Here is a 1,394-nt window from a genome sequence, read left to right on the forward strand (position 1 = left end):
GATCTGCGCATTAGGTGTTGCGCTCGCCCGAACGCGACTGCTGGTTGGCAGCATCGGCCGATCCGCCCAGCGTGTCGGCGACCGTGGCACCTCGCGCACCCATTGGCTGCCGCGCACCTGTGGTGGTGTCCTTGGCTGTCTGGTGCTCCATCTCGGCATTCAGCTCCGCCCCCACAATCAGGACAATCACGGAGATCCAGGTCCACATCATCAAGCCGATGACTGCCCCCAGGGCTCCATACGTCGCGTTGTAGTCGGCGAAGTTCTCAAGATAATAGGAAAACCCTATCGAGACCGCGATCCACACCCCAGCCGCGAGGAAGGCGCCCCATGTCGCCCATTGCCACTTTGCCCTTTCGCGGCTGGGGCCGTAGCGGTAGATCAGCGTGATCCCGAGGCCGACCAGGATCAGCATCATCGGCCACCGAAAGATCCGCACAAGGGCTTCGGTCCAGCCGCCGAGCTTCAGCAGCGCAAGCATGGCCGGCACGATCCCCACCGACACGATAAAGCCGATACCGATGAGGATGGCGCCAAGTGTGAAGCCCAAGGCCAGAAGATTCAGATGGATAAAGCCGCGCTTTTCACTCTCCTCGTAGGCGATGTTCATGGCTTCGAATAGCGTCTTGATGCCGTTACTGGCGCTCCACAGTGCGACGGCAAGGCCGAACATGAAGCCGAAGCTGAGCGCGCCAGTCTTCTGAGCGGCCAAGGACGCAAGCTGAGATCTGATAATGTCCAGACCGCCCGAAGGCAGTACGCCGCCAAGGAACGCAATGTGCTCAGCGATGGTCTGAGGATCGGCGACAAAACCGTAGATGGACACGAACGCGGCAAGCGCGGGAAAGAGGGCAAGGAGCAGATAGAATGCGGCCCGGCCGCGATCAGCATAACACGGTCCTCGTTTACTTCAGCAAAGACCCGCCACAGCACGTCCTTCCAGCCACGGCTGGGAATCTGTGACGGCCATTCGGCATTGCGTCCGCGGCCCTGCCGTCTGGCCCGCCGCTCAAGCTGCACTTGATCTTCGTAAGCGTCGTCGGCTGTTTTTTTCGACATGGCTGCCGGCCCGGAGCATCTTCTTCGCGGGCAAACGTATGAAAGCGCCAAAGGATGCCGGTGGCAGACCTGCGCTCACAAACAAACATCCGCCGCCTGCAGAAACACTGCGCCATTCCCATGCGACGAGTTGATTTAATAGCAACACTGCCCTGCCCACGACCCTCAATCGCTTGTTGGAGCGACCACCGAGAATAGCCAGCTTCCACCATCTCAGCGAATCGCGGTGGTCGGCTGATTGCGTTTTAACTTTGGCGCGGCCGGCCGGCGGGGATTCTGGGCGTGGGCGGTTGGGAGCTGGTGCCTCTTGGCGTCCAGCCGCTCCAGCATGCAAC

At 60.8% G+C, this 1,394-nt stretch carries 1 protein-coding gene; it reads right to left on the reverse strand.

Annotated elements, in window-relative coordinates:
- Window positions 1-10: 10 nt before the first annotated feature.
- Complete coding sequence (locus AC0L3H_RS32870) at window positions 11-826, reverse strand: YihY/virulence factor BrkB family protein (protein ID WP_473588233.1); 816 nt, start codon at window positions 824-826, stop codon at window positions 11-13.
- Window positions 827-1,394: the final 568 nt, after the last annotated feature.

This window comes from Mesorhizobium sp. WSM4816, from assembly GCF_055811535.1.